Source organism: Tamilnaduibacter salinus, assembly GCF_003096655.1.
GTDB lineage: Bacteria > Pseudomonadota > Gammaproteobacteria > Pseudomonadales > Oleiphilaceae > Tamilnaduibacter > Tamilnaduibacter salinus.
The window spans coordinates 114,990-139,302 of record NZ_QEKQ01000002.1; the positions used below are offsets into that span (position 1 = coordinate 114,990).

Here is a 24,313-nt window from a genome sequence, read left to right on the forward strand (position 1 = left end):
ACGCCCCTGGCACGTTATTCCGGATCCACACCCGGCGCTTCTGGCGGCAGACGGTAGAAATGGGTGATCGTGCCGTCCCCGAACTTGGTGAAAAACGCGCTCACGTCGGTGATTCGGCGGGGCGTCCGGCGTCGGGTGACCGGTTCCCGTTGCAGGACCTTGATCCCGTCGAAGTGATCGCGGATGTTGGAGAATTTGGTGCGCATGGTGCAGGTCACGACATTGTCCGGCGCCTCCCCCAACGCATCGGCGAGATAGAGACGGTGATCTTCCTGCTCCTGCGCGCTCAGATCCTCGCGCGTGTCGATGTGTCTGAGTCGGACGCGATCCACGATACAGCGTGAAAAGCTGTGTCGGGACTGGCGGGCCTTTCGCCTGAACGCCTCCCAGAAGAAACTGTCCGTCAGCTCCGTGAAGTGCGTCATATCACTCAGGCACAGGTCCACCCATTCGAACGTGTCCGGGTCTTCGAGGACTTCATCGATCGCCTTGCGGAGTAACCAGTCAAACCCGAGGGCCGTCTTGTGTGCGTATACCTTGCGGTACATCTGGTGGCGGCTGTAGACGAAATCTTCCAGCGCGCCGAGGCCTTTCTGGGTCACGGCCAGCCCGAGCCAGGGCTCTTCCACGTCCCATCCAAACCGCAGGTTGCTGAGCAGGTGGTCGAGATTGAAACCGCCGATGGTAACGGACGAGTGGAAGCCGTCCCGGAGCATGTAGTCGGCCCGGTCCGCATCAATCTCACCGGAAACGATCGAGGAAAGCAGATCCATCACCAGACGCGGTGTCGACGTCTCCCCAAGGGCACCGGTCTCGGCATCGCGACCGGCAATGAAAGACCAGAAGGTTTCAGCATGACGACAGAAGGCGTCCGAAGGCTGGACGGATGTGGTCTCCATGATGCCCAGAACGTCTTCCATGTTCAGGCCGGCGTCTTCCAGGTCGACGGCTTTCAGGACATCGTAGGCCACCCGCACGGAATAATGCTCGTGTTCGAGTGATTCAGGTACGTTCTCAAAAAACTGACGGAAGTCGATGTTTTTCCAAAGATCCTGAAAACGATCCGGACGGGCCATCAACTCCTGTATCCGGCGTGTCTGCGTGAACTGATGGGAGAAGCTGGAGTGACCGCTGTCATGCAGCAGGCAGGCCAGGCGGATGGTCTTCGCCAGGTAGTCGATGGCGTCGAGCTGCTCGAGGGTCATCGACACCTCGCTGCTCAGTTGCCGTTCCCGCAGGTAGGCGTTGACCATCGAGCGGAACATCCGGGTACCGACGTGCATGACACCGATGCTGTGCAGAAACCGCGAATGGGTGGCGCCGGGGAAGACCAGACTCAGAATGTCGTTCTGGCAGATGTTGCGCAGTCGCTGGTAGAGCGGGTGGTCGATCACCTGTATTTCGTGACGGAACAACGGAATGCCGCCGTGGACCGGGTCCATGATCAGTTTGTCGTAGGCGCCCAGCAGGTCATCAATCGCTCGTCTCATCGTCGGTTGTGCTCCGCGTTGTCGGGTGATTCAGGATGTGACCGGTGCCCCGGTGAGGTATCGCGGTTCCTTATACCATGACACCATGCCAGAATACCTGATGAAGTGTTGAATCCGCCCCCGGGGCCCCACTGTTGATTCGATGCTTTATCGGCATGCCAGATGGTGTTGGTTGGCGTGGTTGTCAAGGCAGGGCGATTGAATGAGTTCCCGCATCGAGCGGATATTGATAATCGATTCGGACGAGCGTGCGCGACAGGAACTGGACCGGTTTCTCGAGTCGCGCGGCTTCTATGTGAGCAGTTACAGCGACACTGGCCAGGCGCGGCCGTTGTTCGAGGATCAGCCACCGGATGCGATTTTTGCCGATCTGGGGAATGATCAGGTCCGGGAACTTGTGGACCGCTTGAAAGTGGAAGAGCGTGTCGTGCCGGTGATTATGTGCCACGCCGCGAGCACGGCCGGTGAGGTCGTGGAAGGCCTGCGGGCCGGGGCGTCGGATTATCTGATGAAACCCTACCGTGATAAAGCGGCGATGGATGATGTGCTGTCCCGGCTGCTGGACAGGGTGCGGGTCGGGCGACTCAATCACGTATACCGCCAGGAGCTTGAGGAGGCCAACCGGGATCTTCGTAACGGCATCAATGAGCTTCAGGCGGACCAGCGTGCCGGGCGCAAAGTCCAGATGAAAATGCTGCCCGATGAGCACCGGGACCTGGACTGGCTGGCTCTGGACCACATGATCAAACCGTCGCTTTTCCTGTCCGGCGACTTCCTCGATTACTTTCCCCTGAACGATGACCAGACGCTGGTATACATCGCGGATGTTTCCGGGCATGGGGCCAGCTCCGCCTTTGTGACGGTGCTCCTGAAAAACCTGACCAACCGGCTTCAGCGTAATCTGCGACGTCAGTCCAGCGACGATATCCTGTATCCGGACCGGTTTCTTGAACGCATCAATTCAGAGTTGCTGGATACGGGCCTCGGAAAACACCTCACGGTGTTTGCCGGCATCGTGTCCAAACGGGACAGAACGTTGACCTACGCCGTCGGGGCCCACTTTCCCATGCCGATCCTGGCGGATGATCAGGGACACTGTCGGTTTCTGGAAGGCTCGGGTCTACCGATCGGCCTGTTTGAAAAACCCGACTGGCAGGTCTATACGGTGCCCTTAGAGGGCCGTTTCCGGTTAATCCTCTTCTCTGACGGCATTCTGGAGGTCATTCCGGCGAAAAGCCTGGATGAGAAGGAACAGCGGTTACTTGAACTCGTATCAACGGGTCGTCACACTATCGGCGCCTTGAGCGAGGCTCTTGGTCTCGAGGCGATTTCCGAACTACCGGACGATATCGCGATCGTGACAGTGACGGATGATGTCGTAGCGAACCAAAATGCCTGACTACAAGATTCTGCAAGCCGAGCAACAGGGCGTTTACGTCCTGAAGTTCATTGGCGAGATCCGTCTCAACCTGTGCTCGACTCTGGATAATCTGGTGGAAACCATCACCAACAATCCCGAGTTCAAGACGGTCATGATCGATCTGACCGAAACCGACGTGATCGATAGTACCACCCTGGGCCTGCTGGCGAAGATTGCCATGGCGGCTGAAAAGCGCAGTCATTTCCTGCCCACCCTGATTTCCACCAACCCGGACATCACCCGCATTATTACTTCAATGGGATTCGACCGCATATTTATCATTGTGCGTGAACCGGCGTCCCGGATTGAGGAACTGGAGGAGATTCCCGTGCTGCGGGCCAGTGAACAACAGGTGCGGGACAAAGTCCTGGATGCGCATCGCGTCCTGATGGGGCTGAATAACCGGAACCGGGAAGAGTTCCGGAATCTCGTCAGGGCGTTGGAGTGCGAAGAACCCTGAGACACCGCATGACACAAGAAAGAACAACCCCCAAACCCAGCCCAACCGACCGCAAGGACACGTCCGAATGCCGTAACGTCGCCGTTCTTGGTGGCGGCAGCTTTGGCACCGCCATGACCAAGGTGCTGGCGGAAAACGGCCATTGTGTGCGCTTCTGGATGCGTGATGAGGCTCAGGCCCGCGATGTGCGTGACAAAGGCGTCAACGACCGCTACATGCCGGATGTCAAGCTCGAGGGCAACATTGACCCAACCACCGATCTGGCCGCGGCGATCCGCGGTGCCGAGGCGGTCTTTGTGGCGATTCCGAGTAAGGCGTTTCGGTCGGTGATCCGCGAGCACGCCGAAGACTTTGAAGCCGATCAGGCGGTGGTCAGCCTGACCAAAGGCATTGAGCGTGATGGCTTCCGGTTGATGAGTGAGATTCTGCAGGAAGAGATTCCCCGTTGCCGGACCGGCGTTCTGAGCGGTCCGAACCTAGCTGGGGAAATCGTTAACCGAGACCTGACGGCGACGGTCATTGCCGCCAAGGACCCGGATGTCCGGCGCACCGTGCAGTGTCTTCTCGGTTGTGAGTACTTCCGCGTCTACGCAAATGTGGATGTGTACGGCGTTGAACTGGCCGGCGCCCTCAAGAACATCTATGCGATTGTGGCGGGGATGGCGGCCGCGATGGACCTCGGCGAAAACGCCAAATCCATGCTGATCACCCGCAGCCTGGCCGAAATGAGCCGGTTTGCCGTCAGCCTGGGTGCCAACCCGATGACCTTCATGGGGCTGGCGGGCATTGGGGATTTGATTGTCACCTGTACGTCATCCCGCAGCCGTAACTTCCGTATCGGATACGCGGTTGGGAAAGGCCGCGCGCTGGATGAAGCGGCTGCCGAAATTGGCCAGGTCGCCGAAGGGGTGCACACGTTGTTGCTGGTCAAGGAAAAGGCAGACGATGTGGGCGTCTACATGCCGCTGGTTCGGGGCCTGTATGACATTCTGTACGGCAATGCGTCGATCAGCGCCGTAATCAATGGCCTGATGATGGCGGTGCAGAACTCTGACGTTGAGTTCATCCTGCCACGAACGGTGGCTCAGTAAGCGGAACGGGGGCGTGCCGTGCATCTGCTCATTATGCGACATGGCGAGGCCGGCTGGCACAGCCGGGATCATGATCGGGAGCTGACCGACGCCGGACGGCTCGCCTCCGGCCGGGTCGCCCGTGATATCGCCGAGTCCCGCTGGCGCCCGGAGGTCATCTGGAGCAGCCCGCTGGTCCGGGCGCAACAAACGGCGGCTTTGGTTTCTGAGGCCCTCAATGTGCCGGTACAGGAAAAGGCCTTTCTCCGGCCCGACGATGACCCGGGTGAGTGCCTGGATGCGTTACTGACCGGGAATCTTCCGGAGGCAGTATTGATTGTCTCGCATATGCCGTTCGTTGGGGCGCTGTCGACACTGATGGTGGATGCGCACCGCAACGGCATCCCGTTCATGACCGGTCAGGCGGTGGTGATTGATCTGCCCGTGGTCGGGCCTGGATGTGGGGATCTCCGGGCACAGTTTCTACCTTAAAAAGATGCGATAAGATGTTGATTCTCAGGTAATCAACTCGTCGAGCCGTTTGAGTGCCAGCTCCAGAGAAGCCCAGGGTGTGTAGAAATGCGGTGAGAACCGCACGCCGCCACCACGACCGGCACAGATCACATGTTGATCCATCAGGGCGCGATAGAGACGTTGTGAGTCCTGTCCGTCCATCCGGAACGTCAGGATACCGGAGCGACGACCGGGAGCCATGCTGGTGATCAGGTTCACTCCGGGGCGCTTGTGCAACTCCGCTGCCAGCCACTGTATCCGCTCGTCGATGGCCTGTTGTACGGCGCTCATTCCCACCTCCAGCAGCAAGCCGGTACTGGCCTCCAGAGCATGGGCGGCAAGGAGATTGGGGCTGCCACACTCGAAACGGGTAGCGTCCGGTGACAGTGTCCAGTCCTTCTGATCGAAGTCGCCCCGGTTGGCCACCATGTGCCAGCCATGCTCAATGACGCGGAGCCGATCCCGCAGATCAGGGCGCACATAGAACACGCCGAGCCCTTCGGGCCCGAGCAGCCATTTGTGCCCGTCTGCCATGGTGAAATCGATGGCCATACCCTGAACGTCCAGCGGCTGGGCGCCGAGGCTCTGGATGGCATCGACACAGAAGAGAATACCGCGCTCGCGGCACTGCGCACCGAGTTTGTACAGATCCAGTGTGAGCCCGGTCCCGTACTGAACCGAACTCACGGCCAGCAGGCGTGTCCGCTCCGTCATGGCCTCCGCCAGACGCTGTTCTGCGCCTTCCGCCGGCGTCATGGGGACGGTCCGGACCGCCACGCCCCGATCGGCCAGCGCTTCCCAGACGATTCGGTTGGAGGGAAACTCCTGATCGGTTGTGACGATCTCGTCGCCGGCCTTCCAGTCAAGGCCCTGTGCCACGAACGACAGGGCCTCTGAGGTATTTTTCACCAGGGCAATGTCCTCGACGGAGGGGGCATTCAGCAGGGCGGCCAGGTTGCGGCGCAGGGACTGCTCGACCGTCAGCCACCGGGGATAGGCGCTGGCGCCCTGGGTGGCGTTCTCCCGGGCAAAGGCGGCAACCCGCTCGGCGGCCCGCTCGGGCCAGGGGGCGACGGCCGCATGGTTGAGATAGGCCAGATCCGGGTCCTGGGGAAACTCCCGCTCCAGTTCCATGACGATGATTCCTTTGCCGTGATTGAAATCGGCGCTGTGAACGCCACAATAAAGGCATCATAACAGCGGCCAACAGGTTTCTGCTGCAACAGGCGCAGAGGCGGGCCGCAGCGCAACAGGGCAGTCAGAATTGATGACCGATAACACCAAACGCATTGCCGAGCAGATTGAAGAGGCCCGTCGGAGTTTCGATGGCCGACCGCCGATTCATCAGTGGCATCCCGAGTTGTCCGGCGAGATCGACATTGTGATCAAACGCAGCGGCCAGTGGGTTTACCAGGGGCGGCCGATCGAGCGCCAGGGGCTGGTCAAGCTGTTTGCGTCGATTCTTCGCCGCGAGCACGACGGGGCGTACTACCTGGTGACACCGGTCGAAAAATGGCGGCTTCAGGTCGAGGACACGGCGTTGCTCGCCCATTCGGTGTCGGCCACAGGCAACGACCGGGATCAGACACTCACGCTGACGCTGAACACCGGCGAAACGCTGGTGGTCGGTCCGGACCACCCGCTGTCTGTCAGTCATTATCCGAACAGCGATGAGCCGCGCCCGGTCGTGCGTGTGACGCACGGCGTGGATGCGCGACTGGTGACCAATGCGTTCTATGACCTTGCCGGGCTCGCCGTAGAGGAAGATCGTGACGGCCTGACTCGACTTGGGGTGTGGAGCGACCGAATGTTCTTTCCGCTGGATGATGACCCGGTCTGAAGAAAATCATTGGGCGGTGGGGTTGAAATCAGGTCCCCTCGTTACAAAGTCTGGTGGAACGCGCTCGTTCACGTTTGTTAGTGTGTGGAGACCTGAATCGCTGACAGGCAGCGCCTGGCAAACGAGGATGCGGGGTCGTCAGTCCCTCTGTGCAGTCCGGCTGTTCATGACCACTTTCGAGCCCTTTCAAAAACTCACAGTCATTGCGACATGCAAGGAGATTTCATGGCTCAACCTCGCGTTGTAACCATCCATTACACCCTGACGAACGATCAGGGTGAGCAGCTCGACTCGTCTCGCGAAGAGGGCCGCGAGCCGCTTTCCTACGTTGAAGGCGCCCAGAACATCATCGGTGGCCTGGAAAACGCCCTGAACGACAAGGACGCGGGTGACAAGGTCAATGTGGCCGTCACGCCGGAAGAGGGCTATGGCGAAGTCAACGAAGAACTGGTCCAGCCGGTTCCGCGCTCTGCATTCGAAGGCGTCGATCAGATCGAGCCGGGTATGCAGTTCCAGGCCCAGACTCCGGGCGGTCCGCAGATCGTTCGTGTCGTGGAAGTTGGCGAAGAGGAAGTGACCATTGACGCCAACCATCCGCTGGCGGGTCAGAACCTGAATTTCGACGTGGAAGTCGTCGAAACTCGGGAAGCGACCGATGAAGAGCAGGAGCACGGCCACGTTCACTGAACGGCGCCAGGCTTTTGTGACCGAGGGGCCTCACTCAGTGAGGCCCTTCTTGTTGGCGCCTGGAAAACCATTGGCGTCGTCCTCAGTCCGGCCGACCACCTGGGCCCTCAGCCTGGGCAGGCAATCGGCATGATACCGTTGAACAAATGTGACCATCCCTTCGCGGATCAGGCATCTCAGATCCCAGCTCCGACTTGAGTCCTGCGCACTCATCAGGAAGCGTACCTGCATCGCGCGCTCATCGGAGTCCGTCACCTGAACGCGCTCCAATTGACCATCCCAGAGTTCCGTTGTGCGCAGCAGACGGCTGAACTCGTCGCGCAGAGGCTCGATGGGCATGGCGTAGTCCACCCAAAGGAACACAGTACCGAGCATATCGGCATTATTCCGGGACCAATTCTGGAACGGATTTTCGATGAACCACTGCAGCGGCATGACCAGTCGTCTCAGGTCCCAGACCCGTAAAACGACGTAGGTTGCCGTCACCTCTTCCACCCAACACCACTCTCCCTGGACGTTGAGCACATCGTCGATCCGGAAAGGCTGTGTCAAAGCGATCTGCATCCCCGCGAGAAGGTTTCCCAGAACCGGACGGGCGGCGAACCCGAGGATGATGCCGCCGATACCGGCGGAGGCCAGCAGGCTCGTACCCAACTGCTGGACGGAATTGAACGTCATCAGTGCGGAACCTAGGCCAATGATCACGATCAGAACATTGAGTCCCCGAACCAGAAAACGGGTCTGGGTCTCGACCTTGCGAGCACGGCGCCATTCACCCTCCTGGACCGGGTTGAGGGTCACGATCACGTCACCGATCGCGGCCGTGCACCGCACAGCAGCCCAGGTTAGCGAGAGAATCAGCAGCGGTGTCGCGATGTGCAGAAACAGGCCCAGCATTGGGAGGTCTTGGGGCACCGCTCTCAGAACCCCGTGGAGTACCATGAGGCAGAGTGACACGCCGAGGGGTTTGGCCGCCGAGTCGAGAAACATGCGACCGATGGCCTTTGAGCGGGTCAGTCGACGCACAATGCGCAGAAGGATGTGATAAACCAGTACTGTGACCGCAACGGCAGCGAATGCCAGCAGCGTGGGTGTCAGCCAGTCCATGAGGTCGCCCGAGAGGGTGTCCATGCGTCATACCCTGGATAATGAATGTCAGAGTCAGTGTAGATAGCATGTCCCCAAGAAACAGCCCACCAGGCCGGAAAGTGTTGCTGCTGTCCGGTACGACGAAACGCATCGGGCTTCGGCGGGATCGGCGTGACGGTGGACGCCGCTTGTGGCACCGTCGTTTGAGTGCAACGGCGTTACCACCTCACCCAGAGTGAGTGAGCATGCGAACAAAGGAGTCAGAATGAGCAAGACACTGGTTATCGGTGCCAACGGACAAATCGGGCAGAAGCTGGTCAAGCGCCTGGTTGAGCGGGGTCATCCGGTTCGGGCGATGGTGCGCAATACCGAACAGGAGCGGGCGCTCTCGGCCCTGGGGGCTGAGGTTGTGACGGGGGACCTGGAGGGCGACTTTGAATCGACCCTGGATGATTGCGATGCGCTGGTCTTCACAGCCGGTTCCGGCCCGAAAACGGGGCTGGATAAGACCCTGCTTGTGGACGCCTGGGGCGCCGCGAAAACGATCAACGCCGCCGTCGATAAGGGCATCAGACGGTACGTTATGGTCAGCTCCCGCGGCGCCGCCAACCCCGACTTCGGTCCTGAGGCGATCAAGCCCTACTGTGTTGCCAAACACATGGCGGACCACTATCTGACCACCAGCATCCTCGATTACACCATCCTGCGCCCGGGTCGGCTGCTGGATGAGCCGGCCACGGGTCGGTTCCGGACCCAGCGCCCCGAGGCGAAGGATGAGCAGGTGATCACCAGGGAGGACACGGCCGATGCGATCGTCTACTGCCTCGAGCGTGAGCACACGATTCATCAGATCTACGAGCTCTATCAGGGACATGAGGGGCTGGAAGAGGCGCTTGGGGAGTAACCGATACCGCCATGCCGTTTCCCCATTGAACAGAAGCTCGTGATTGGGGTCGCTTCCAGCGCGCTCTTCGATCTGGAGCGCCCGTCCCATGAGCGCGCGATCAATAGGCTGGAGCAGTGGGGCGTCAGCGCCAGTGAAACCTTCTTTCTTGGCGGGATGCGCAAGGAGCGCATTCTCCAGGTGCTCCAGCCTCCCATGTGTTTTGACGATCAGCGGACCCACCTGACCGCCCATGCAGCGGGTATCCCAATGGCCCATATACCGTTTGGCATTGCCAATATACCCTGAATTCCGTACCACTCGTTCTGAGTGTTGTGAATATGTAACCGAATCGACCGCCGGTCTGTCGTATTGAATATCCGTTCAGTACCATTCCGGCCCTCAATTCGACATGGTTCTTTGAATGGAGTGCAATCATGCTGCGCAAATCCGGTCTGCTACTGACCCTGTTCCTGATGGCGGGGTGCGCTACGGCTACCGAAAAGCTGCGGATCTATACTGAACAGTATCCGCCGTACAATATGACGACGAATGGCCAGCCCTTTGCCCACAAGGCCAGAGACGTCACAGGCCTGTGTACGGACGTGATGAAAGCACTGCTTGATGGTACCGATCTTGAGTACAGCATTAAGCTGCGTGATCTGAGCTATGGGCTGAAACGAACGAAACAGCACCCGAATCACGGCATCTATTGCGTGTCCAAAACGGAGGAACGCAAGCCGTTCTTTAAGTGGATCGGCCCGCTTTCGACCATTGAATGGACCCTCTTCGCAAAACCCGGGTCGTCCATTGAGCTGGAAAATCTTCAGGATGCGCGGGACTATCAGATCGGCGGTTACCGGGGTGACGTCATGACCGGCTACCTGGCGGATAAGGGGTTTGATGTATCGGCGATCAGCAACAACGGGCTGAATGCCCAGCGGCTGGTGCAGGATCAGATTGACCTCTGGGTGGCGGACGGTCTGGCTGGTCCCTACCTGGCGGCGGATGCCTCGGATGTGACCGACCTCAAGCGGGTACTGGTATTCCGGGAAACCCCCATGTATCTTGCCGTTCACAAGGACACGGACCCGGTAATCCTGAAGGCCTTGCGTGAGGGCTACCAGAGGCTGGTACAGTCCGGCGAGAAGGAGACCATCACTCGATCTTACGGCCTTTAATGCGGATCAGGACCGTACGAGCGGTGCTGATCCGATCCAATCGTCGCCAGGGGAGTCCCGACTGTCCGTGCCGGGGCTGAGAGTGTCTCTGACAGACCCTGGAACCTGAACCGGTCCATACCGGCGGAGGAAGTGCGACATGATGATGACCCACCTTGCCGCCATCGTGGCGGCATTGTGCCTCTTTGGTTGGCTGGGCTTGCGAGCCCGAAAGACGGCCAACGGCATTGACGACTACATGACCGCCCGCAACAGCCAGGGGGCTGGCACCATTGGCCTGTCATTTCTCGCCTCTGGAATGGGGGCCTGGATTCTGTTTGCGCCGCCGGAAGTCGGCGCCTTCGTCGGCCCCGTTGCGTTAGCGGGCTACGCGTTTGGGGCGGCGTTGCCGTTTATCGTCTTTGCGGCGCTCGGGCCTTTGATCCGAAAACGCCTACCGGAAGGCCGCAGTATCAGTGAGTTTGCCGACGCCCGCTTTGGTCCCGGAGTACGGCGGTGGGTGTCTCTGGTGTCTGTGCTCTATATGCTGTGCTTCCTTGCCGCGGAGCTCACGGCCATCGGCTCGATCACCGGGCTCCTGTCCGACCTGAACGGGCAGGTCGTGGTCATCGCGGTCGCCCTGACGACCCTCCTGTACACCACCTGGGGCGGGTTGCGCGCAAGCCTCGCGACCGACCGCTGGCAGGCTTTGCTGCTCATGGCGCTTCTGGCGGCGGTCCTTTTCGTGGACTGGAAGCACCTGCCCACAACGGCGGATTCTGCGGAAATGCCTGGCATACCGTTCTGGAGTGCCGTCAGTGTTGCCGTCACGCTGGTGCTGGCAGTCACGGCGGCCAACCTGTTCCATCAGGGGTACTGGCAGCGGGTCTGGGCCGCACGGGATAATGGCGCGCTCTGGCGCGGCGCGATTCTCGGCGGTGGTACCACAATCGTCGTGGTGGCGGTGGTGGGTGCCCTTGGCATGAGCGCGGCCATGGCGGGACTCAATCTGGGCCAGCCTCCCATTCCATTCTTTGCGCTGCTGAGCGAGGCACCTCAATGGCTGGGGGCGGTCGCCCTGGTTCTGGCCGTGACGCTGGTGGCCTCTTCGGTCGACACCCTCCAGAACGGTATCGCGTCGCTGGCCGTGGCGGAAAAGGACGGTCTGACCCTGCCCGTGGCGCGCTGGATAACCGTGGCTTTGATGATTCCGGTCGTTCTCGTCGCGTTGCAGGGGGCTTCGGTGCTGCGGCTGTTCCTGATTGCGGATCTGTTGTGCGCGACCGCCATCATCCCTGTCCTGATGGGGCTCTGGCCCCGTGTCACGACGGTTGCCGCACTGGGCGGTGCGTTGGCGGGTCTGCTTGGGGCGATTCTCCCAAACTGGGTAATGACCGGGAGTCTCGCTGAAGCGTTGCTCATCGCCAGCTTTCCCGGCGGAGCGCCGACGCTGGCGCCGTTTGCGGGGGCGTTGCTGGCGTCCGGGGCTGTCACACTCTTAATAACCGTCGCATCCCGTCCCAGGTTGGGCTGATCCAGGACGACCGACACCTCCGGCATCCGCTGGATTGGATGGCGGGCGATGTGCTGTGTTGGGCTTCCTGCGCCAAGCCGCAATCTGCGGTCGTTTCAATCGGTTGTTTGCATAAAAAAAACGGCTCCCGCGGGAGCCGTTTCTATTTGCCTTTGTGTCGGTGGTGCCGATCACATGTTCGGGTAGTTCGGCCCACCCCCGCCTTCCGGCGTGACCCAGGTGATGTTCTGGGCCGGGTCCTTGATGTCGCAGGTCTTGCAGTGAACGCAGTTCTGGGCATTGATCTGGAATGCCTTGCCACTGCCATCGTCCTTTTCGACCACCTCGTAAACGCCGGCCGGGCAGTACCGCTGTGCCGGTTCGTTGAACTTCGGCAGGTTCTGCTCCAGAGGAATGTCTGGATCGCTCAGTTTGAGATGAACCGGTTGGTCTTCTTCGTGGTTGGTGTTCGAGAGGAACACCGACGACAGCTTGTCGAACGTCAGCGTGTTGTCCGGCTTCGGATAGTCGATCTTCTTCGCCTCGGAAGCCGGCTTGAGTGTGGCATAGTCCGGCGTGGTGTCGTGGAATGTGAACGGCAGGCTCCGGCGCAGGATGTTCTGCTCCAGGAACGCGATACCACCACCAACGAAGTTGCCAAACTTGTGCATGGCCGGGCCGAAGTTGCGCTCATCGAACAGCTCCTTGTAGAGCCAGCTGTTCTCGAAGCGCTCGGTGTAGTCGGTCAGCTCCTCACCCTCGCGACCCGCCTTGATGGCGTCGTAGACGGACTCGCCGCCCAGGATGCCGGACTTCATGGCAGTGTGGGAGCCCTTGATCTTGGAGCTGTTCAGCGTGCCGGCATCACAGCCCAGCAGCAGGCCGCCGGGGAAGGTCATCTTGGGCAGGCTGTTGTAACCACCCTTGGTGATGGCCCGGGCGCCGTAGGACACCCGCTTGCCCCCTTCGAGGTGCTTGCGGATTTCTGGATGCAACTTGAGGCGCTGGAACTCATCGAACGGACTGACGTGTGGATTGCTGTACGACAGGTCCGTAATCAGACCCACATACACCTGGCCGTTCTCGAGGTGGTACAGGAACGAGCCGCCCGTGGTACCGCTCTCCTTAAGGGGCCAGCCCGTGGTGTGGATGACCAGGCCCGGCTCGTGTTTCTCCGGATCGATGTCCCAGAGCTCCTTGATGCCGATGCCGTAGTGTTGCGGGTCCTTGCCGTCATCCAGGTTGAAGTCGTTAATGAGCTGCTTGCCCAGATGACCGCGACAGCCTTCGGAGAACAGCGTGTACTTTGCGCGTAGCTCCATGCCCGGCATGTAAGCGTCTTTCTCGCTGCCGTCGCTGGCAACACCCATGTCGCCTGTGATGATGCCCTTGACCTGGCCTTCCTCGATAATGGTCTCCGCAGCAGGGAAGCCGGGGTAGATTTCGACGCCCAGCGCTTCGGCCTGCTCGGCAAGCCAGCGGCACAGGTTGCCCAGGCTGATGATGTAGTTGCCGTGGTTGTGCATGTTTTTCGGCACAAAGGCATTCGGAACCTTGCGACCGTTTTCCTGATCTTTAAGCAGGAAGATATCGTCGCGTGTCACCGGCGTGTTGAGAGGAGCGCCGCGCTCTTTCCAGTCCGGGAAAAGTTCATTGAGCGCGGTCGGCTCGAATACGGTCCCGGCCAGGATGTGGGCACCGACTTCCGAGCCTTTCTCGACCACGCAGACGGTCAGTTCGTCGCCGGACTCCTGTGCTTTCTGCATGATACGGCACGCTGCGGAAAGCCCGGCGGGGCCGGCGCCGACGATCAGAACATCAAATTCCATCGATTCGCGTTCCACAATGGTCTCCTCAAGGTTCATAATTGTTTCGGCCGCCATGATAGCGAAACAGGCGGCTCACGACGACACTGATGCCTCGTGGCCTGGTTCCGAACGGGACCGTGTGGCCCCCAAGGATAACCGAACCACTAATTCAAACAAACGTTTGTTTGAAAATTGTCCGGGGCGGTGGCATTGTAGTCAACCGTTCATCCTGAAACGCGGCATAGTCGGCAGCTGCGGCGTGTCAGCGGGGCTATTGACCCTCCTGATTATTCTCGTCAGTATTATGGCGCTTTTGAAGACGGCAGGGCATTCGCCCGCACGGGCCAGTGCGCGCAAGCCGGGCCCGGGCGAACCGATGCGACAGGAATCACGAGCGTGGCATGTCACAGTCGATGTGGGCGCTTCTGATTGCGAGTCATTAAACCCATCGTAGAAGAACGAGGAATCTATGAAGGTTCTGGTCGCTGTAAAACGAGTCATCGACTACAACGTGAAGGTTCGGGTCAAGCCGGACAACACCGGCGTTGACCTCGCGAACGTCAAAATGGCAATGAACCCTTTCTGTGAAATCGCGGTTGAAGAAGCGGTTCGCCTGAAAGAAAAGGGTATCGCGAGCGAGATCGTTGTGGTCTCCATCGGTCCGAAGGCTTCCCAGGAGCAGATCCGGACGGCACTGGCGCTCGGCGCCGATCGTGGCATCCACGTTGAAACGGACGAAGAAGTCCAGTCCCTGGAGGCGGCGAAGCTGCTGAAAGGCGTCGTGGAAAAAGAAGAGCCGAAAATGGTCATCATGGGCAAGCAGTCCATTGATACCGACAACAACCAGACGGGTCAGATGCTGGCAGCACTGATGGGCTGGGGTCAGGGCACCTTCGCTTCTGAAGTGGCCGTTGACGGTGAAAAGGTCAACGTGACGCGGGAAGTCGATGGCGGTCTGATGACGGTGGGCCTGAAGCTGCCGGCGGTCGTGACCACAGACCTTCGTCTGAACGAGCCACGCTACGCCTCGCTTCCGAACATCATGAAGGCCAAGAAAAAGCCGCTGGAAAGCGTCGCTCCGGCCGACCTGGGTGTTGAAGTGGCTCCGCGCCTGTCCACACTGAAAGTGGAAGCACCGAAGCAGCGCGAAGCCGGTGTGAAAGTGGAAGACGTGGCTGAGCTGGTCGACAAACTGAAGAACGAAGCGAAGGTGATCTAAATGAGCATCCTGGTAATTGCTGAGCACGACAACAGTAGTCTGGATCAGGCCACGCTGAACGTTGTGGCTGCTGCCAAGGCTGCCGGTAGTGATATCGACGTTCTGGTCGCCGGCGAGAACTGTGGCGCCGTTGGTGAAGAAGCCGCCAAGATTGATGGCGTGAATAAGGTGCTGGTCGCGGACAACGCCGCATACGGGCACTTCCTCGCCGAAAACGTGTCCGCGCTGGTGGCGGAAGTCGGCAAGGACTATGGCCACATCTTCGCCTCTGCCGGTACCAACGGAAAAGACACCATGCCGCGTGTCGCCGCGCTGCTGGACGTGGCGCAGGTTTCCGACATCATTCGTGTCGAGTCTGAAGACACCTTCGTTCGTCCGATCTATGCCGGTAACGCCATTGCAACGGTGAAGAGCGCTGACAGCACGAAGGTCATCACGGTTCGGACCACGTCGTTCGATCCGGTGGCGGCCGAAGGTGGTTCCGCGTCTGTCGAAAACATCGACTCTGCGCATGACGCGGGCGTTTCCGAGTTCGTCAGTGAAGACAAGGCTGAGTCTGATCGCCCGGATCTGGGTTCTGCAGACATTGTCATCTCCGGTGGCCGTGGTATGCAGAATGGCGAGAACTTCAAGATTCTCGAACAGGTCGCTGATCTGCTGGGCGCTGCGGTCGGCGCATCCCGTGCCGCCGTCGACGCCGGCTTCGTTCCGAACGACATGCAGGTCGGTCAGACCGGCAAGATCGTCGCTCCGCAGTTGTACATTGCTGTGGGCATTTCCGGTGCTATCCAGCACCTGGCGGGCATGGGCGATTCCAAGGTGATCGTGGCGATCAACAAGGACGAAGAAGCCCCGATCTTCCAGGTTGCCGATTACGGCCTCGTTGCCGACCTCTTCGAGGCGGTGCCTGAGCTTGAATCAAAGCTTAAGGAAGTCGTCTGATCTCATTGATCAGTCAGGAAAAAGGGTGCCTCCGGGCACCCTTTTTTTGTGTCCTTCGCAGATCGGTGTGAAAGCGGAGCGAAGCGGCAGGTCGTCATATTAACAGTGCCGGACCTGTAGCCGATGTCTCCGACTTCGGAGCAGGCCGTCAGGCCTGCCGGGTCCACAGGACTGACCGAGCCAGTCGGAGCTTGCTTGCAGGCAATCAATCTGCTGCGCATACTCTGGTCGCGAGCAAGTTTGCTCATACAGGACGGTCGTTGACCTGAATTTGCCTGCAAGTTCTGTCGTCCTGCGGAGGACTCCGACGTCGGAGACATCGGCTACAGGTACCAGCGCGGTTTTCACGCTAATCCGCGATGAACCTTTTTGTCCTTGGGCCCCATTGATCCGGAACGCCACACAGGAGGCGAACCAATATTGTGCGTGATTGCTTTTGGAGCACTATCGTGGTGCTTAAACCCTTCCTGAAGCGGCTAGAACCAGCCTTTAACCCCCTTTAATCCCTCTCTATCTGCCTGCCATTACGTAGAACGCCCTAAAACGGAACACTGTTTGCTTGAGCTGCTCGCGAATAATGCACGGGGCACGCCGACGCGCGTGAACGCCCGTCACAGCAGTTATCAGACAGGAGAGACATCACTCGTGGATATTTCCAGTGCGATTCAAGAGCTCACGCAGAGCGCGAACACGTTTTTTATCCTGCTTGGTGCCATTATGGTGCTGGCGATGCACGCCGGCTTTGCCTTTCTCGAGGTGGGCACGGTGCGGCACAAGAACCAGGTGAATGCGCTCGTGAAAATCATGGCGGATTTCGGCGTGTCCGCTGTCGCCTATTTTTTCGTCGGATATTACCTGGCCTATGGGCAGCACTTCTTTGAGGGCGCGGCGGTGCTGACGTCCGGGCAGGGCTATGAACTGGTGAAGTTCTTCTTCCTGCTGACGTTCGCGGCCGCGATCCCCGCCATCGTCTCGGGGGGTGTGGCCGAACGCGCCAGGTTCTACCCGCTACTGATCGCGTCAGCACTGATCGTGGCCGTGATTTACCCGCTCTTCGAGGGCATGGTCTGGAACGGCAACTTCGGTTTCCAGGCCTGGCTGGAGAACCAGTTTGGTGCAGGCTTTCACGACTTTGCCGGCTCCGTCGTGGTGCATGGCGTTGGGGGTTGGATCGCTCTGGCGGCGGTCCTGATTCTCGGTGCACGGAATGGGCGCTATCGTCAGGGCCGTGTTGTGGCATTCGCGCCGTCCAACATACCGTTCCTTGCCCTCGGCGCCTGGATCCTGACAGTGGGTTGGTTCGGGTTCAACGTGATGTCGGCGCAGACGCTCGACGGCATCAGTGGCCTGGTTGCCGTCAATAGCCTGATGGCGATGGTGGGTGGCGTTCTGGTGTCCATGCTGGTCGGTGGCCGGGACCCAGGCTTCATCCATAACGGTCCCTTGGCGGGCCTGGTTGCCATCTGTGCCGGTTCCGATCTGATGCACCCGGTGGGTGCACTGATTACCGGCGGTATCGCCGGCGCGATCTTTGTCTTCCTGTTCGAGTGGGCCCAGAACCGGATCGAGCGTCTGGATGATGTGCTGGGTGTCTGGCCTCTTCACGGCGTGTGCGGTCTGTGGGGTGGCATTGCGGCCGGTATCTTTGGTCAGGCTGGTCTGGGCGGTCTTGGGGGCGTGAGCCTGATGTCCCAGATCATTGGGTCCGTCGCGGGTATGCTGATCGCCTTTGTGGGCGGCCTGATCGTCTATGGTCTGGTTCAGTTGGTCTCCGGTCTGAGGCTGTCCGAGGAGGACGAGTTCAATGGCGCGGATGTGAGCATCCATCGCATCGGCGCCACCTCCTTCGAGTAAACGGGAAAGGCCCTGTCCCGGCTGGGGCAGGGCCTGCTTCTTTCCGATCCTTCCTTTTCAGGTCCCGGTCGTCTTGTTCAGACGGATCGATACAGGGCGGTGTCTGTCACCTGTAACCGGCTTGAGATGACGGGTCGGAAGTCCATGTGTGCCAGGATGTCCCGGTCCAGATCCAGGCCGGGGGCGATCTCGATCAACGTCAGCCCTTCCTCTGTGAGCTGGAACACACAGCGTTCGGTGATGTAGAAAACACGCTGGCCCCGCTCAAGGGCAAATTGCCCATTGAAGGTCAGGTGTTCCACGTCGCTGACGAACTTGCGTCCCTTGCCGGGCTCCTCCACAGTCAGCCCTGTGTCCTCAATATGGACTTTTGAGCCGCCCGCCTGGAAGGTGCCCATGAAGAACACTTCCCGGGCGTTCTGACTGATGTTGATGAAGCCGCCGGCGCCGGCCATACGGTTACCGAACCGGCTGACGTTGACGTTGCCGTGCCGGTCCACCTGCGCCATGCCCAGGTACGCCTGATCGAGGCCCCCGCCATCGTAGAAGTCGAACTGGGCGGGTTGATCGATGACCGCCTCGGCGTTGGCGGCGGCGCCAAAGCTCAGCCCGCCGGCCGGCCGGCCACCGATGGCGCCCGGTTCGATGGTGAGCGTGATCCGGTCCAGCCAGTTGTCTTCGGCCGCGACTTCGGCGACAAGCTCGGGCATGCCGATACCCAGATTGACGATGGCATTGTCGACCAGATGTTGCGCTGCCCGACGCCCGATCAGCTTGCGTACAGAGAGGTCACTGCCGCCCTGCAGCGCAGGGAGAGTGATCTCGCCGGTGTAGGCCGGATTGTACGGCTCCGCGAACGTCTGCTGATGCTCGCCGGGGTCGGCCAGAACGATGTGGTCCACAATGATGCCGGGGACATGGACCCGTTCGGGATGCAGTCGATGCTGCTCCGTCAGGCGCTCGACCTGAACAATGACGGTTCCCCCGGAATTGTGAACCGCCTGCGCGATGGCGAGGCTTTCCAGAGGGAGCGCTTCCCGCTCCATCGTGATGTTGCCCCGGGCGTCGGCAGTGGTGCCGCGGAGGAAGGCCACATGAATGGGGAATGTCTGATAGAACAGGTATTCCTGATCATCGATGGTCATCAGACGGACCAGGTCCTCGGGGGTCCGGTCGTTCATACGACCACCACCATGACGGGGGTCGACAAAGGATCTAAGGCCCACATGAGTGAGCATCCCCGGTTTTCCGGCGGCAATGTCCCGGTAGAGCTGGGCAATCACGCCCTGTGGCAGATTGTAGGCCTCGATGCGATTGTCGCAGGCCAACGCCCCGAGCCCGGGGACCAGCCCCCAATGACCGCCGATGACCCGTCGCACCAGCCCCTCATAGGCGAAGTGATTCAGGCCGCGGGCCGCGCCATCGCCCTGACCCGCGGCATAGACCAGTGTCAGGTCACTCGGCCCGTCACCATCCTGGAAGCGGGTTTCCAGGGCAACGGCGAGGCTTTCGGGAAAACCGATGCCTACGAACCCGCCCGTGGCCAGAGTGGCGCCCGCCGGAACCAGGCGGGCGGCGTCCGATGAAGAAATCAGTTTCGGATGGGTCATGGTCCGCCTCCTAGTGTCCGGTGTAGGCCTGATCCGGTAACCAGGTTACCAGCTCCGGCCAGAGGAAGATCAGGGTCAGGACGCTGGCCTGCAGCAGGATGAAGGGCAGCACACCGCGATAGAGTGTGCCGACGGTGATCGATGGCGGCGCCACCCCCTTGCAGTAGAACAGTGAGAAACCCACGGGAGGCGTCAGGAACGACGTCTGCAGACAGACGGCGAACAGCACCGTGAACCACACCAGATCAAAGCCCAGTGACTGAACCACCGGAGCGACCAGAGGCAGCATGATGAGCGTGATCTCAATCCAGTCCAGGACGAATCCAAGCAGGAAGGTGATCAGCAGTATGCAGATCACGATGCCGGCCGGGCCGAATGGCAGACTCGACAGCAGTTCCTCGATCATGCCGTCTCCGCCCAGACCACGCAGCACCAGTGAGAAGGCGGTGGCGCCCACCAGAAGGGCGAAAATGAATGCCGTGGTCTGACTGGTTTCCCGGCAGACGTCTTTGAGAACGGACAGGCTCAGACGTCGGTTGGACAGCGCCAGCAACGTCGCACCAAAGGCCCCCACGCCGGACGCCTCAGTGGGTGTGGCGAGACCGGCGAAGATGCTGCCCAGCACGGCCAGAATCAGCATGGCCGGCGGCAGAATCGATTTGAAGGCGTCGAATACCACACCGAACGTGACCGGCTCGGCATCATCGCCTGCCGGGGCGGCGGATGGCTGGAACCAGCCACGGACCACGATGTAGATGACAAAGGCGACGCCGAGCAGGGCGCTCGGGAAAACGGCGCCCATGAACAGGTCACCAACCGACATGGCGAGCTGGTCCGCCATCATGACGAGCATGATGGATGGCGGCATGAGAATGCCCAGGGTGCCGACCGCGCACACGGTGCCGACAGCCAGATCCGGGTTGTAGTCCCGCTTGAGCATGACCGGAACCGCCAGCAGGGTCAGCAGTGCCACGGAGGCGCCGACGATGCCGGTGGAGGCCGCCAGCAGCAGGCCGATGATGACCACGGCGATGGCGATGCCGCCGTTGAGCCGGCCGAACAGGCGGGAGACGTTCAGCATCAGCTTCTCGGCGATGCCGGAACGGTCGAGCATCTGGCCCATAAACACGAACATGGGAATGGCGACCAGCACCCAGCTGCTCATCGTGCCCCAGATACGCTCAACGGACAGCGAGAAGTAACCCCAGTCCATGGCAATGAACGTGTCCAGATACATATCCGACAGCATGGCGAGCCCGGTGAACGCCAACGCGATACCGCCCAGTACCCAGGCAATGGGGAAGCCGGTGAAAATCAGCAGGATGAACAGCACGAACATCCCGATTGCGAGCATCTCGTTAATGGGCACGGCGCACCTCCCCACGAGTCAGGAACGCGATCAGCCGTGTCAGCCGGGAAAGGCCGGCCAGCAGAAGCAGGCCCATGCCGAGCAACAGGGAACTTTTTACGATCCAGCGGTGGGAGAGTCCGCCCGCTGAACGTGAGCTTTCGCCAACCTCCCAGGCCTCGACGACCCAGGGCCAGGCGTAGTACATCAGCAGTGCGGCGAACGGCATCAGCAGCAGGACCATGCCGAGCAACTCGATCACTGCCTGGGTTTTCAGGCTGAACCGCTCACGCAACAGGTCCACACGCACATGGCTGTCTCCGAGAACCGCCCAGGACAGCGCGACCAGAAAACCGAATGAGTAGATGTGCCACTGGAGCTCCTCCAACTGGATGAGCCCTTCACTGAATACATATCGGGATACCACATTGATGATGATGACCATCATCAGTACCGGCCATAGCCAGCCACTGAGCTGGCCGAACCGTTCGATCAGCCCGTCAATCGGGCGAGAGATCACCGTGTGAGGCAGGTGGGCATCGCCCAGTCCCTCAGGCCCATGGGCGGGCACCTCGGACAGCGAATCACGGGAATCCGTCATGAGTGTCTCCGGAAAGGAAATCGGGTCAAGATCCCCCGGTCCGGGCGGACCGGGGGTGTGGTTCAGAGGGGGTATCGAATCAGGACGTCAGAAGTCCCGCGGGAGATACCCGAGGTCCTGCCAGCGCTGATACTGGTCCATGAAGTCCTTCTGGCTTTCATAGACGCGGGCAAAGTCCTCGTTCTGGGAGGCTTCGCGCTCCAGAACCGTCTCGGCGACCTCTTCCAGTTCCTTCAGGACCGAATCCGGCAGCTTCCGGGTCTTGGCACCCTGATCTTCAAGGTACTCGATCGCTTCGCCCTGGGTGGCCTCCGCCTGGGCGAGGTTGCGTGTCACGCCAGCCTGACAGCTCATGTTGATGAGCTTCTTGTCGACGTCGCTGATGGCATCCCACTTCTCCTTGTTGACGGTCAGGTGGAATGCCGCAAATGGCTGGTGCCAGCCTGGGAAGTAGTTGTACTCGGCGACTTTGAAGAATCCCAGTTGCTTGTCGACAGTGGGCAGGGAGAACTCAGAGGCATCAATCGCGCCTTTTTCGAGTGCCTGAAAGATCTCTCCGCCCGCCAGGGTGGTGACCGACGCGCCCACTTCCTGGAGGATCTTGCCGCCGATGCCCGGATAGCGGATTTTCAGGCCTTCCATGTCCTGGATACTGTTGATTTCCTTGTTGAACCAACCGCCTGTTTCCGGGCCGGTCAGGCCGCACAGAACGGGGTGGATGTTCTGATCGTGGTAGATGTCCTCGGCCAGTTGCTGGCCGCCGCCTTCATACCACCATGCCATGTACTCCCATGGTTCCATGCCAAAGGGCACGGCGGAGAACAGGATGGAGGAGGGCACTTTGCCCTGATCGTAACCGATCCAGGTGAAGCCGGAGGCGATCTTGCCGGAGCGGACCGCGTCCATGATCTCCAGCGTGCCGACCAGTTTGTTGGGTTCGTAATGCTTGATGTACAGCCGGTTGTCCGTGACGTCGCGAAGGTCTTTCAGGACGGAGGGAATGGTGTCACCCAGGGCGGGCAGGTTGGTGCCGTAGGCCGCCTGCATCTTCCAGCGGACATTGTCGGCCGCCTGAACCGGAGCGGTGGCGATTGCAGCCGCAAGACCGCATGCAGACAGGACGGAAAGTCGTTTTGTCGTTGCTCGCATTATAATCACCTGTTTGTTGTTGTAAGGCAGTTTTTGTGTTCTGCGCCCGCTCCCCAATCAAAGACCATGCCGGAAACGTTAAGTCATTTAAAAACAGAAAGTTATATTGTTGTAGGCTGGGACAAAAAAGCGAGTGTCCGGAATTCCGGACACCCGGAGCCGGAAAGCATCGCTGTCAGCGCGATCGGGCGAGAAACGAGGTGTCTGGAAAAACAGACGGTGTCTGAACTTGCAGACAGTCGGTGACCGCTCAGGTCATACCCAGGCGGGTCATCTTCTCGTAGAGGTTGGCGCGGGAGATGCCAAGGGCCTTTGCCGCCTGTGATCGGTTGTTCCCCGTCGCGTTCAGGGCCTGGATGATCGCTTCCCGTTCGGCCCGGGCTACGGCGTCAGACAGCGGTTCGATCGTGGGTGCGACCGAACTTGATGAGGTGTCTTCCGGCGAGGGTGGAAGGAAATCGTCGGCCTTAAGGGTCGAGCCCTGGGCGAAGATGAATGTCCGTTCCAGCGTGTTCTGAAGCTCTCGCACGTTGCCCGGCCAGTGCCAGGATTTCAGGTAATCGACAGCATCGGCCGACAGCCATTTTCGAGACATGCCCAGTCCGTGAGCGATCCGGCGGATCATCGAATCGGCCAACAGCTCCAGATCTTCGATGTGGTCCCTCAGAGGCGGCACCTGAATGGGCAGAACGTTGAGCCGGTAATAGAGGTCAGCCCGAAAATCGCCGGCGTCCACCATGGCTTTGAGATCCCGGCTGGTGGCCGCCAGGATGCGCACGTCCACCTGGACGACTTCATTGGAACCCAGGCGTTCAAACTCCTGTTCCTGAAGCACCCGCAGCAGTTTGCTCTGGAGGTTGTGGGGCAGGTCGCCGACTTCGTCCAGAAACAGCGTGCCCTTGTCAGCAAGGTGAATCTTGCCCTTGCGCCCTTTCCGGTCGGCACCGGTGTAGGCGCCCGGGGCCACACCGAAAAATTCCGCTTCCATCAGGTTGTCCGGAACGGCGGCCATGTTGATGCTCACAAACGGCTCGTCGGTGCGGACCGACGCATGGTGAATCGCGTGCGCGAGTACTTCCTTGCCGGTGCCGGTCTCGCCCAGCAGCAGCACTGTGGTGTCGAGCTCCGCCGCCCGTCGGGCACGCTGAAGCAGCCGTTCGACGGGTTCACTCTGGCCGATAAAGTCCGCGAAGGTGTACTTGGTATCCCGGAGGCTGACCGCCTGCTGTTCGGCGCTGGTGGGCCGCCCGCTGAGCCGGCCATACTTCTCGACGAAGCCTTTGAGGTAATCCATGTCTTTGTAGAACACGAAACCAATGCCGCCGATGACCTGGTCGAACTGATCCCGAATGGGAATACGGGTGACCACCATCCAGGTCTCGTGGGCGCGGAGCAGGTCCAGCAGCATGGGCTGTCCGCTGCGCACGATCTGACGCATCATGCTGTTGGGGATCAGTTCCTCCACCGGCATACCCCTTACGTCGAGTTGTGGGTCCACGCCCAATACCGATCGGTATTTGTCGCTGATCCAGAGGATTCGCGCGTGATCATCGACGATCAGGCTGCCCTCGCAGATGTGATCCAGGAGAGTCAGCAGGGGACTGTCCGAGAGATCCGACAGATCCTTGAGTGTGAAACCGGCCGCGTTCGACACGAT

General features: G+C 60.1%; 22 protein-coding genes and 1 riboswitch. Of the genes, 13 read left to right on the forward strand and 9 right to left on the reverse strand.

Annotated features, from left to right (window positions below; all coding sequences use genetic code 11):
• Nucleotides 1-14 precede the first annotated feature (14 nt).
• Complete coding sequence (locus C8D92_RS03155) at nucleotides 15-1,490, reverse strand: HD domain-containing protein (RefSeq protein ID WP_095612019.1); 1,476 nt, start codon at nucleotides 1,488-1,490, stop codon at nucleotides 15-17.
• 202 nt (nucleotides 1,491-1,692) lie between these two features.
• On the opposite strand from C8D92_RS03155, the gene C8D92_RS03160 reads away from it, so the two are divergent.
• From C8D92_RS03160 to C8D92_RS03175, 4 genes are read left to right on the forward strand one after another with little or no spacing between them, the layout of a single operon-like run.
• The gene (locus C8D92_RS03160) at nucleotides 1,693-2,889 is read left to right on the forward strand and encodes a PP2C family protein-serine/threonine phosphatase (protein WP_095612018.1); all 1,197 of its coding nucleotides are present in this window, start codon (nucleotides 1,693-1,695) and stop codon (nucleotides 2,887-2,889) included.
• On the forward strand, nucleotides 2,882-3,370 hold the full coding sequence (locus C8D92_RS03165) for an STAS domain-containing protein (RefSeq protein WP_095612017.1): 489 nt from the start codon (nucleotides 2,882-2,884) through the stop codon (nucleotides 3,368-3,370). The genes C8D92_RS03160 and C8D92_RS03165 overlap by 8 nt, the downstream gene beginning before the upstream one ends.
• Before the next feature lie 8 nt (nucleotides 3,371-3,378).
• The gene (locus C8D92_RS03170; protein WP_095612016.1) at nucleotides 3,379-4,461 is read left to right on the forward strand and encodes an NAD(P)H-dependent glycerol-3-phosphate dehydrogenase; all 1,083 of its coding nucleotides are present in this window, start codon (nucleotides 3,379-3,381) and stop codon (nucleotides 4,459-4,461) included.
• Nucleotides 4,462-4,479: 18 nt separating this feature from the next.
• Nucleotides 4,480-4,932 (forward strand): SixA phosphatase family protein, encoded by a 453-nt coding sequence (locus C8D92_RS03175; RefSeq protein ID WP_095612015.1) that lies wholly within the window; start codon nucleotides 4,480-4,482, stop codon nucleotides 4,930-4,932.
• A gap of 24 nt (nucleotides 4,933-4,956) precedes the next feature.
• On the opposite strand, the gene C8D92_RS03180 is transcribed toward C8D92_RS03175, so the two are convergent.
• The gene (locus C8D92_RS03180; RefSeq protein WP_095612014.1) at nucleotides 4,957-6,087 is read right to left on the reverse strand and encodes an aminotransferase class V-fold PLP-dependent enzyme; all 1,131 of its coding nucleotides are present in this window, start codon (nucleotides 6,085-6,087) and stop codon (nucleotides 4,957-4,959) included.
• 133 nt (nucleotides 6,088-6,220) lie between these two features.
• Here C8D92_RS03180 and C8D92_RS03185 point away from each other — a divergent pair, with 133 nt between their 5' ends.
• Both C8D92_RS03185 and C8D92_RS03190 read left to right on the forward strand, forming a co-directional pair.
• On the forward strand, nucleotides 6,221-6,793 hold the full coding sequence (locus tag C8D92_RS03185) for a DUF1285 domain-containing protein (protein ID WP_095612013.1): 573 nt from the start codon (nucleotides 6,221-6,223) through the stop codon (nucleotides 6,791-6,793).
• A gap of 225 nt (nucleotides 6,794-7,018) precedes the next feature.
• Nucleotides 7,019-7,480, forward strand: a complete 462-nt coding sequence (locus tag C8D92_RS03190) for an FKBP-type peptidyl-prolyl cis-trans isomerase (protein ID WP_095612012.1) — start codon at nucleotides 7,019-7,021, stop codon at nucleotides 7,478-7,480.
• Between the two features lie 30 nt (nucleotides 7,481-7,510).
• On the opposite strand, the gene C8D92_RS03195 is transcribed toward C8D92_RS03190, so the two are convergent.
• The gene (locus tag C8D92_RS03195) at nucleotides 7,511-8,611 is read right to left on the reverse strand and encodes a mechanosensitive ion channel family protein (RefSeq protein ID WP_423837063.1); all 1,101 of its coding nucleotides are present in this window, start codon (nucleotides 8,609-8,611) and stop codon (nucleotides 7,511-7,513) included.
• 223 nt (nucleotides 8,612-8,834) lie between these two features.
• Between C8D92_RS03195 and C8D92_RS03200 the strand changes: the two genes are divergently transcribed.
• From C8D92_RS03200 to C8D92_RS03215, 4 genes are all read left to right on the forward strand, one after another.
• Nucleotides 8,835-9,473, forward strand: coding sequence for an SDR family oxidoreductase (locus C8D92_RS03200; RefSeq protein WP_095612011.1), 639 nt, complete (start codon nucleotides 8,835-8,837; stop codon nucleotides 9,471-9,473).
• Nucleotides 9,474-9,512: 39 nt separating this feature from the next.
• Complete coding sequence (locus tag C8D92_RS03205) at nucleotides 9,513-9,761, forward strand: 5'-nucleotidase (protein ID WP_228151282.1); 249 nt, start codon at nucleotides 9,513-9,515, stop codon at nucleotides 9,759-9,761.
• A 128-nt stretch (nucleotides 9,762-9,889) separates the two neighbouring features.
• On the forward strand, nucleotides 9,890-10,633 hold the full coding sequence (locus C8D92_RS03210) for a substrate-binding periplasmic protein (protein WP_095612009.1): 744 nt from the start codon (nucleotides 9,890-9,892) through the stop codon (nucleotides 10,631-10,633).
• Between the two features lie 38 nt (nucleotides 10,634-10,671).
• A riboswitch (TPP riboswitch) is annotated at nucleotides 10,672-10,783 on the forward strand.
• Complete coding sequence (locus C8D92_RS03215; protein WP_116918386.1) at nucleotides 10,773-12,146, forward strand: SLC5/6 family protein; 1,374 nt, start codon at nucleotides 10,773-10,775, stop codon at nucleotides 12,144-12,146. Its footprint overlaps the riboswitch before it by 11 nt.
• A gap of 170 nt (nucleotides 12,147-12,316) precedes the next feature.
• Here C8D92_RS03215 and C8D92_RS03220 read toward each other — a convergent pair whose 3' ends face one another.
• Nucleotides 12,317-13,969: an electron transfer flavoprotein-ubiquinone oxidoreductase gene (locus C8D92_RS03220; protein ID WP_095612020.1), complete on the reverse strand. Its 1,653-nt coding sequence runs from the start codon at nucleotides 13,967-13,969 to the stop codon at nucleotides 12,317-12,319.
• A gap of 433 nt (nucleotides 13,970-14,402) precedes the next feature.
• On the opposite strand from C8D92_RS03220, the gene C8D92_RS03225 reads away from it, so the two are divergent.
• The 3 genes from C8D92_RS03225 to C8D92_RS03235 all read left to right on the forward strand — a co-directional run bounded on the left by C8D92_RS03225 (nucleotide 14,403) and on the right by C8D92_RS03235 (nucleotide 17,948).
• Nucleotides 14,403-15,152, forward strand: coding sequence for an electron transfer flavoprotein subunit beta/FixA family protein (locus C8D92_RS03225; RefSeq protein ID WP_095612007.1), 750 nt, complete (start codon nucleotides 14,403-14,405; stop codon nucleotides 15,150-15,152).
• Entirely contained in the window at nucleotides 15,153-16,094 is a 942-nt protein-coding gene (locus C8D92_RS03230; RefSeq protein WP_095612006.1) for an electron transfer flavoprotein subunit alpha/FixB family protein, read from the forward strand. It begins immediately after the preceding gene.
• Nucleotides 16,095-16,739: 645 nt separating this feature from the next.
• Nucleotides 16,740-17,948, forward strand: coding sequence for an ammonium transporter (locus C8D92_RS03235; protein WP_095611341.1), 1,209 nt, complete (start codon nucleotides 16,740-16,742; stop codon nucleotides 17,946-17,948).
• Between the two features lie 77 nt (nucleotides 17,949-18,025).
• On the opposite strand, the gene C8D92_RS03240 is transcribed toward C8D92_RS03235, so the two are convergent.
• From C8D92_RS03240 to C8D92_RS03260, 5 genes are all read right to left on the reverse strand, one after another.
• Nucleotides 18,026-19,558 (reverse strand): acyl CoA:acetate/3-ketoacid CoA transferase, encoded by a 1,533-nt coding sequence (locus tag C8D92_RS03240; protein ID WP_095611311.1) that lies wholly within the window; start codon nucleotides 19,556-19,558, stop codon nucleotides 18,026-18,028.
• Nucleotides 19,559-19,568: 10 nt separating this feature from the next.
• Complete coding sequence (locus C8D92_RS03245; protein WP_095611312.1) at nucleotides 19,569-20,927, reverse strand: TRAP transporter large permease; 1,359 nt, start codon at nucleotides 20,925-20,927, stop codon at nucleotides 19,569-19,571.
• On the reverse strand, nucleotides 20,917-21,507 hold the full coding sequence (locus C8D92_RS03250; RefSeq protein ID WP_095611313.1) for a TRAP transporter small permease subunit: 591 nt from the start codon (nucleotides 21,505-21,507) through the stop codon (nucleotides 20,917-20,919). Before C8D92_RS03250 ends, C8D92_RS03245 begins: the two co-directional genes overlap by 11 nt.
• Nucleotides 21,508-21,594: 87 nt before the next feature.
• Complete coding sequence (locus tag C8D92_RS03255) at nucleotides 21,595-22,656, reverse strand: TRAP transporter substrate-binding protein (RefSeq protein ID WP_095611314.1); 1,062 nt, start codon at nucleotides 22,654-22,656, stop codon at nucleotides 21,595-21,597.
• Nucleotides 22,657-22,906: 250 nt separating this feature from the next.
• Nucleotides 22,907-24,310, reverse strand: coding sequence for a sigma-54 interaction domain-containing protein (locus C8D92_RS03260; RefSeq protein WP_095611315.1), 1,404 nt, complete (start codon nucleotides 24,308-24,310; stop codon nucleotides 22,907-22,909).
• Nucleotides 24,311-24,313: the final 3 nt, after the last annotated feature.